Annotated in this window: 1 protein-coding gene; it reads left to right on the plus strand. The window is 76.1% G+C overall.

The window, feature by feature from the left end; translation table 11 throughout:
• Nucleotides 1–45 precede the first annotated feature (45 nt).
• On the plus strand, nucleotides 46–490 hold a 445-nt coding region (locus G3I78_RS47790), incomplete at its 3' end, for an aldo/keto reductase (RefSeq protein WP_164436874.1).

The following is a 490-nucleotide window of genomic DNA, read 5'->3' on the forward strand; positions in this document are numbered from 1 at the left end:
GCCGCAGCCCTTGCAGGACGGCGCCCGGAATGGTCCGCTGGCGTCATGACCGACGACCTCACCCCTGCCGCCCCGCACCTCCTTCCCCAGCGCACGCTCGGTGCGGGGGACGCCGCCCTCACCGTCGCGGCCGTCGGGTTCGGCGGCATGTCCGTGACGGACGCGTACGGCCCCGCGGACGCCACCGAGGCGGAGGCCGTGCTGCGCCGCGCGCTCGAGCTCGGCGTGACGCTGATCGACACCGCCGACGTCTACGGGCACGGCCGCAACGAGGAGCTGATCGGCCGGGTCCTCGGGGCGCACCGCGACCAGATCGTCCTCGCGTCGAAGTTCGGGCTCCCGCCCGCGGGCGGGCACCCGGACGGTCGGCGGGTCGACGGCCGCCCCGCATACGTGCGCGCGGCGGTCGACGCGAGCCTGCGCCGCCTCGGCACGGACCGGCTCGACCTGTACTACCTGCACCGCGTCGACCCGCAGGTCCCGATCGAGG

The sequence above is a fragment of the Streptomyces sp. SID13726 genome (assembly GCF_010548375.1).
In the GTDB taxonomy this organism is placed as follows: domain Bacteria; phylum Actinomycetota; class Actinomycetes; order Streptomycetales; family Streptomycetaceae; genus Streptomyces.